The sequence below is a fragment of the Halomonas litopenaei genome (assembly GCF_003045775.1).
Lineage (GTDB): Bacteria > Pseudomonadota > Gammaproteobacteria > Pseudomonadales > Halomonadaceae > Halomonas > Halomonas litopenaei.
On record NZ_PXNS01000006.1, the window covers coordinates 413,478 to 420,424 of the forward strand.

Consider the following 6,947-nt stretch of genomic DNA (forward strand, 5'->3'; position numbering starts at 1 on the left):
AGAGAAATGGCGGTAAATTCGAGTAAGCTGATATTCGCCAAAACGTCAGCCTACGGACACCGCCGTTGCCATGGATACTACCCCGCTCTGCCTGTTCTGGAAAGACTTCACCGTCGCCCACCACGAGTTCCTGGATGCTCAAACGCTGCGGCTCCAGCTGGAGCCCGATGACCGGATTCCGCCTGTCTGTAGCGGCTGCGACCACGCCAGTTTCCTGGTGCACGACGTGCATCGCCGGCGCGTCCGTGAGGCGCCGCTGCTGATCTACCGAGTAGAGCTCGACGTCCCGGTTCGAGGCCTACGCTGCCCGGTCTGTGGCCCGACACGCGAGCGCATTGACTGGTTGCCCGGGCGCTCTCCGGTCACCACCACGCTGCGCCAGTGGGTGGAGCGTCTGGTCACGTTGCTGCCGATTCGGCATGTCACGGACCTGGTCGGCTTGCACTGGCATACCGTCAAGACCATCGACAAGCAGCGCCTGCAACGCGACCTGCCGGTACCGGACCCGACACGCTTGCGGCGCCTGATGATGGACGAGTTCGCCCTGCACAAGGGGCAGCGCTACGCCACCCTGGTCGCCTGCGCTGACACCCAGCAGGTGGTATGGACCGGGGAAGGCCGCCCCCGTGAAGCGATCCGCCCATTCTTCGCGTGGCTGGGCGAGGCGCGAGAGCAGATCGAGGCCGTCGCCATGGACATGAACTCGGCCTTCGATCTCGAGGCGAAGGACCAATGTCCCAACGCCGTGGTGGTCTATGACCGCTTCCACGTGGTGGCCAAATACGGACGCGAGGTGATGGATCGGGTGCGCGTCGACCAGGCCAACCAGCTGCGCGATGACAAGGCGGCCCGCAAGATCATCAAGGGCAGCCGCTGGCTGCTGCTGGGCAATGCCAACAACCTCAAACCTGAGCAGGCGGTAAAGCTGGAAGAGCTGCTGGCGGCCAATGCGTCACTGACCACAGCGTATCTACTCAAGGAACAGCTCAAGACCCTCTGGTTTGCCGATGACGAGACAGACTACCGCCCGAAACGCTTGGCGGGAGTGGCACGAGATGGCCATCAGCAGCGGTATTGAGGCTCTGGATCGCTTCGCCAGGAAATTGGCTCCCTACCTGGAGGGGATCCTGTGCAGTGCTCGGCACCGGTTGAACACCAACGTGCTGGTGGGCATGAACAACCGAATCAAGGTCATCAAGCGGATGGCCTATGGATGGCGCGACACGGCGAACTTCTTCCTGAAGATCCGTGCCGGATTTTCCGGCAAAGTGCGATGAACCTTTTTCTCAGCCTTCTAATTGATTAAACTATAATCTAGAAAAATTGTTTTATATTCATGGTTCTGTTTATAATGTTGTGTTTGTGCATCTAATGAAAAAAATAATTTTTCGGATGACATAGATGATCATAATGGTCTTAAAATAATACGACCGGTAAATAAAAAATTTTCTAAAGAGGAATAAAGTTGATTGGAAATTTTTTAAAAAACATTCTATACACAGGTAAAGTGTGTTTTCGGACAGAAGTTCCACGAGGTCTTAAAAGAGATGAGTCTGACCGTGCTGTAGCCGAGTTTAAGAAAAATATCTCGAGGCTTCCTGTCAGTATTGTTTATCGTGTGAAGAACGGAGAGGAGACTTTCTATTTGTCTCTTATGTCCGTTGTCCACATAGCTAGCGAAATTATTCTTTATGATAATGGCTCAACAGACAGAACAAAAGACATTTTTTATAATGTCAAAAAGGAATATGAAAATGATGGTGTGTCTTTCAAGTACTGCTATGATACAACAGAGTACGCACGTGCAGGTGAAAACTATAAAATTCAAGTGCTAGAAGGAAAGACACCGTTATCAGTAATGTATAATAAAGCCTTCTCCGAAGGGAAAGAAAAGTATTTAATGAAAATGGACGCGCATTATATGCTTGTACCATCGGTTTGGCGATCATTAGAGAAAAAAATCTCAAAGAGCCCCTTGTTAATAAGGTTGAAGATACTAGATGTCTTTGGTAGGAATCATGGTTATGAGCCTCTGATATTTTACAATAATAACTGGAAATTTGTAGATTGTGATTTTTATGAAATCTTGGTGTTGAAAAAAAGAAAGTTGTCACAAAAAATATTTAATTTCTTTGGCGAAACTATATTTAAAACTGCAGTGCTTCATCTTAAAAGGTTGGGGAAATGAGTGTCGATAAGTTAGTTATACATGTTGGATATCACAAAACAGGCACTACAAGCCTACAATACTACATGGATGAAGACCGAGAACGTCTTTTCGAAAAGAATATTTACTTCCCAAAGATAGGGCTAGTGGTTAGCAACAATAAAAAGGGAGAAGCATGCTCCGGTCATGATGAAGTTGTTCGAAGATGTAATGATAATAAATTTATAGATCTGTTTAAAAAAGAACTTGAATCTTTAGAGAGCAAAGATGGGACTGCATTTAATCTCTTTTTGTCAGCTGAAAACCTAATCCCGTTTTATTCTTCACATGTTATAAAAAAATTCCTAAACTCAAAACTTCTTGAAGTAGTAAACCCTCAAGAAGTATTAATACTAATATCAACTAGAGATGTCCAGGAACTTTTTGATTCGCATTATAATGAGATATTAAGTAACGGTGTTTCAAGGTTTTTACCATTGCCGCAATACTTTTATAAGAAAAAAGCTAAAACTATATCACAGGTTTTTTCATACTTGAGTTTAAATCGCTATAATTTTTTCTTTTTACCCCCCGGTAATATATTTGTAAATGTAGGTGAGTTTTTAAATCGAGAGGTATGCAACGTTAGTCTTCCAGCCAACCACCGGGTCTCATACAGTAGCAATAAGGGAGAAAGTATTGAAGAAATTATTTCACGAAAGTTCGGGATTCAGCCTGAATCAATAGATTATCAGAGAGTGAATATTGATAGCACTGCTTTTACAGGGAAGGCTGGAAAATGCGATCTTATAGTTCCTACTGTGAAGTTTAGTAACCTCGATCTGCTGCAAAAGATAGATTTTCTAATCAAGTCGTGTCTTTTATTGGGTATTGACACTAAGAATAAAGCGCTAGGTTTTATCCGGAGATGGTAGCCATGGTTGCTCTTTTCGCATTTCTCCCCTTTCTTTTTTTTTATATAACGCCGTACTTTATTTATAAAAGTTTAATATTAATTGGAGGTTTCTCGGCGTTAAGGTTTTTCAAAATAAAGTTAAGAAGAGTTAGTTTTATCCTATTGTTTTTTCTTTCGCTCGTTGTTGTTTACGGGTCGATGATCGAGATGGTCAGATATAATACTGACTTGCTCCAAGTAGTAAATAATTTTTTGGTTTGTGGGTTGGTGATTTTATTATCAATCTATATTGTTAAAAAAGGCTATAGTAAGGAAATACCCCTCTGCATCGCGCACAATATTGTTCAGGTAATACTGTTGGTAGCCGGGATTTTTTCTTTTTTTTTTCCTATTGCGGAGATCTTAGGTCAAGAGTGGAAGCCTTATGGTGGAGGGGTGTTTAGGGCAACTTCAATATTCCCTGAATCTGGAATGTATGCGGTTACGTCATATGCGTTGTTTTTTGTGTACAGAGCTTTGTTTCCAACAGTAAGTACAATAGCTCGAGGAAAGTTGTTGTTAGCCTACCTCTTGGTGGGAACAAATTTGTTGCTCAGTGTGTCTGGAATAGGTCTGCTGTTGTTCTCATTTCTCGTTGTTTCCCTATACAGCGAGGTAAGGTATAAGAGTATTAGGTTGCTATTCATTTTACTGGGGGCCGTGTTGCTAGGGGCTATGTTGTATGGAGCCGGTATTGGTGACAGGTTTAGTGGTGAAGACTTTTTTTATTCCTCTTTTCAAGGAGACATACCCCCAGGCCCAAGTGCATCAATCGCGTTGAAGATATCAAATGTTAATTGTGTTTTTAAGGGAGAATGGTGGCTGGGAAAAGGGATTGGCGAGAACTCACGCCTGACATTTGATTCAGTTCTTGCGGATGGAAGGGCAAACATAATGGATGGTTGCGCATTCGTAAATTCTAATGGTATGCCTCTTCTGTTTTTACTTCATTATGGTCTTTTGGGTTTCGTCCTGTGCCTCCTGGCTGGCCTTTCATTTGTTAAGAGCGGAGGTTCTATTAGTTTGGTTTTAGGTTTTTTGGCAACGCGATTAGGGGACTCTTCTTTAACGTTCCTGGTTTTTTCTATTCTATTTACTAGACTCTCAATTAGAAAAAGCGCCAAGGAGAGTAAATGAGAAGTATCCTCAGTCGTGAATTGCTGATTAAACTCCTCGGGGGGCTTTTTGGTTTAATCAATATTGTTGTTTTTTATAACACCTTCGAAGATTATATTAGTGAATATGTGGTAGTACAATCACTTGCATTTTTTGTGGGTGTTGTTTTTAGGTTAGGGAACGGAGTAAAAATCCTCGAAAGTGCAAAGGTAGATGTCGGAACAGAATTAGGAAAGCGAGACAGCCCTCTTTTTCTTTTTTCACATCAAGTCATTGGTGAAAAAATAATTGGTTTAACATTCTCTTTTTTTGTTTACTTTTTTTATTGCCTAATATTTTCCTATGACTTTTCAGCTGGTATGTTGGCGTACGCATCGTCGATAGCTCAATTTCTTGCCTCTGGAGCGAGGGCTAACCGCGATCCTTTGAGGTTTACTATTTTTAGCGCATTAATAATTCCACTAATTGGTGGTGCAAGTATTCTTACAACAATAATGGTTGCTTGGATTAATGTTGATATAAATCCTGTGGCTTTTTACGTTTCAGTGCAAGCAATATTTTCAATGTGTTTGCTGCTATATTTTTTTGATTTTTCTAAGGTTCGTTTTAACAATATAGTTTTTATATTATTGGAATATTTTTCCATAAGTAAGTCTTCGATCTTTAATTTTGGTATTGCGTGTGCACTTCCTTTATTTGTGTATGCTTGTGTCGAGGAACTTTCGGTTGTTGTTACGAGCCAAGAGATGATGTTTTTCGAGGTGTCGCGGCGAATCTCTTTGTATGCGCTATTTCCATTGGTATTGTATTCATTTAGGGTTGCTGCGAGTTTTGTTTCTGAGTTTTCCTTTATGATGGTTATTGGATTTTTGGTTTCTGCGACTGCTTTTTATAATCTTGAGTTTGGCTCTATTTTTATTGGCTTCTTTGCGGCTTTTTGTACAATCACATATTCTATCGTGAAAGATCTTAGTAAGACAGGGGTCTTTTCTAAAAAACCCCTAACGTTTATTTTTTTATATACAGCAATTCTTTTGTTGAATGGCTTCGTTTCATAAAGGGCGGATTAATTTTCTGAGTGCAATACCTTCAATGTATCAATGATGGAGTTACCTGAAACTGCGCCACCAGTTTGTGCATCTCGATGCCTGTCAAGCTTGTTGGAACGCGAGATCACGCGGCTTCTAAACGCTGATCCTGAATGAAGATTGGATCTTCCTGATCGGGATTCAGCCAGGCCGTCCGACGTGGCGTCCAGTTGCGGGTAGCGCTGCTCCACCGTCCGGGATGTTGCCGTTTCGCCTCAGCATAGATGGCATCCCGCCTTGCCAGAACCTCGTCATCCTGGCCGGTATGCCGCTCCTCTGGGGTGACGAAGCGGATGGGGCTGTGGCGGTGCTCGTGGTTGTACCAGCGCAAGAAGCAGGTCACCCACTGCTGTGCCGCTGACAGGCTCTCGTAGCCGTCTGACGGGTAGACAGGCCGGTACTTGCATGTCCTGAACAGCGACTCCGAGAAGGCGTTGTCATTAGAGACTCGGGGGCGGCTTTACGACGGGGAGATGTTCGGTCGCTGGAGTGTCGCCTGAAGCGTCGACCCTTTCATGGCGGAGCCATTATCAGCATGCAACACCAATGGTTTGTTGATGCAGCCTTCGCGCAACACGGCGCGCTGGATGACCTCGCTGCTGTTGCCCATGGACTCTTGGTCGAATACCTCGGCATCAACGATCTTGCGGCTGTATATGTCGACGATCATGTAGAGGTTGTAGAGCTGCCCACGCACCCGGGTCGGTAAGTACGTCACGTCCCAACTCCAACAGGCATTGGGGCGTGTCACGCGGTGTCGCTGAGGATCCTCCTTTGGGCGTGGGGTACGAGCGCGGCCACGCTGGTGCTGCTCGCCGCACGCCCGAGGGTGCGGTACTACAACGAAGAGCGACCACATCAGTCTCTGGGCTATGTGGCACCCCGAGCACACCTCGCATTAACTGGATGAGGTGTGCAGAAACCAGGGGGTCATTACAGCACGGCCTGAGGCCGGCGATCTTGACCGCCTCGACCCCAGCGGCGGTAGATGTTGGTACCGATGCCGAGCTCTGCGCACGCGGTTTTTAGGCGGGCTCCCTCGGCACGCGCCTCATTGATCAGCTGTACGGCGTCATGGCGATCTGAAGTGCTGATCATTCGTCCTTGTCCCCCCAGATCGCTCGGGCCTTTTTTCGTAGCGCCAAGAGGGCTGCGGTTTCCGCGAGAGCGGCCTCCTTGCGGCGCAGCTCACGCTTGAGATCCTTGTTTTCTTGGCAGTCCGCCTTGCGGGCTTCATTCTGCTTCTTGGAGGCGACTTCACTCCGGTCGTTGGCGCCTTCGCAGCTCGCCTGCCAGCGCTGAATCTGTTCAGGATAGAGGCTGCGCTGCCGGCAGTACTCGGCATTCTCGGCTTCACTGAGGGCCGCCGTCTCCAGCACTGCGTGGAACTTGTCCTGCGAACTCCAGCCCTCGGGATCATCGCTCTGGTCAGGTAGCAAACGGCCCGCTTGGCGAGCCTTCTTACGCCAGTTGTATAGCGTGGCTACTGAGATACCTTCTTCTTGGGCCACCTCCGCCACCGTGCGGTTATGTGGCGGGAGCAGCTTCTTGAGGATGGCTTCTCGGCGCTCGTCGTGTAATGACCCCTTGGTTTCTGCACACCTCATCCAGTTAATGCGAGGTGTGCTCGGGGTGACACATA

Annotated in this window: 5 protein-coding genes and 3 pseudogenes; 5 read left to right on the forward strand and 3 right to left on the reverse strand. The window is 46.4% G+C overall.

The window, feature by feature from the left end; all coding sequences use genetic code 11:
* Positions 1–70 precede the first annotated feature (70 nt).
* The 5 genes and pseudogenes from C6W88_RS13330 (at position 71) to C6W88_RS21395 (ending at position 5,275) form a co-directional block, all read left to right on the forward strand.
* Positions 71–1,277: pseudogene (locus C6W88_RS13330) on the forward strand (ISL3 family transposase).
* A gap of 188 nt (positions 1,278–1,465) precedes the next feature.
* A complete protein-coding gene (locus C6W88_RS13335) occupies positions 1,466–2,188 on the forward strand; it encodes a glycosyltransferase family 2 protein (protein WP_146164659.1) in 723 nt (240 codons plus the stop codon).
* Entirely contained in the window at positions 2,185–3,081 is an 897-nt protein-coding gene (locus C6W88_RS21385) for a hypothetical protein (protein WP_146164660.1), read from the forward strand. The genes C6W88_RS13335 and C6W88_RS21385 overlap by 4 nt, the downstream gene beginning before the upstream one ends.
* A gap of 2 nt (positions 3,082–3,083) precedes the next feature.
* A complete protein-coding gene (locus C6W88_RS21390) occupies positions 3,084–4,238 on the forward strand; it encodes a hypothetical protein (protein WP_146164661.1) in 1,155 nt (384 codons plus the stop codon).
* Positions 4,235–5,275: a hypothetical protein gene (locus C6W88_RS21395; RefSeq protein WP_146164662.1), complete on the forward strand. Its 1,041-nt coding sequence runs from the start codon at positions 4,235–4,237 to the stop codon at positions 5,273–5,275. Before C6W88_RS21390 ends, C6W88_RS21395 begins: the two co-directional genes overlap by 4 nt.
* A 115-nt stretch (positions 5,276–5,390) precedes the next feature.
* Here C6W88_RS21395 and C6W88_RS13340 read toward each other — a convergent pair.
* The 3 genes and pseudogenes from C6W88_RS13340 to C6W88_RS22145 all read right to left on the reverse strand — a co-directional run.
* Positions 5,391–5,750, reverse strand: a pseudogene (locus tag C6W88_RS13340) (integrase core domain-containing protein); the annotation flags it as partial.
* Between the two features lie 15 nt (positions 5,751–5,765).
* Entirely contained in the window at positions 5,766–6,164 is a 399-nt protein-coding gene (locus C6W88_RS21995; protein ID WP_108132791.1) for a DDE-type integrase/transposase/recombinase, read from the reverse strand.
* 625 nt (positions 6,165–6,789) lie between these two features.
* Positions 6,790–6,912 (reverse strand): annotated as a pseudogene (locus tag C6W88_RS22145) (hypothetical protein); the annotation flags it as partial.
* Positions 6,913–6,947: the final 35 nt, after the last annotated feature.

Excerpts from the sequence above, each read along its gene's own strand:
- C6W88_RS21995 (WP_108132791.1), bottom strand. The coding sequence starts at position 6,164 with ATGTGGTCGCTCTTCGTTGTAGTACCGCACCCTCGGGCGTGCGGCGAG.
- C6W88_RS21395 (WP_146164662.1), top strand. The coding sequence starts at position 4,235 with ATGAGAAGTATCCTCAGTCGTGAATTGCTGATTAAACTCCTCGGGGGG.
- C6W88_RS21390 (WP_146164661.1), top strand. The coding sequence starts at position 3,084 with ATGGTTGCTCTTTTCGCATTTCTCCCCTTTCTTTTTTTTTATATAACG.
- C6W88_RS21385 (WP_146164660.1), top strand. The coding sequence starts at position 2,185 with ATGAGTGTCGATAAGTTAGTTATACATGTTGGATATCACAAAACAGGC.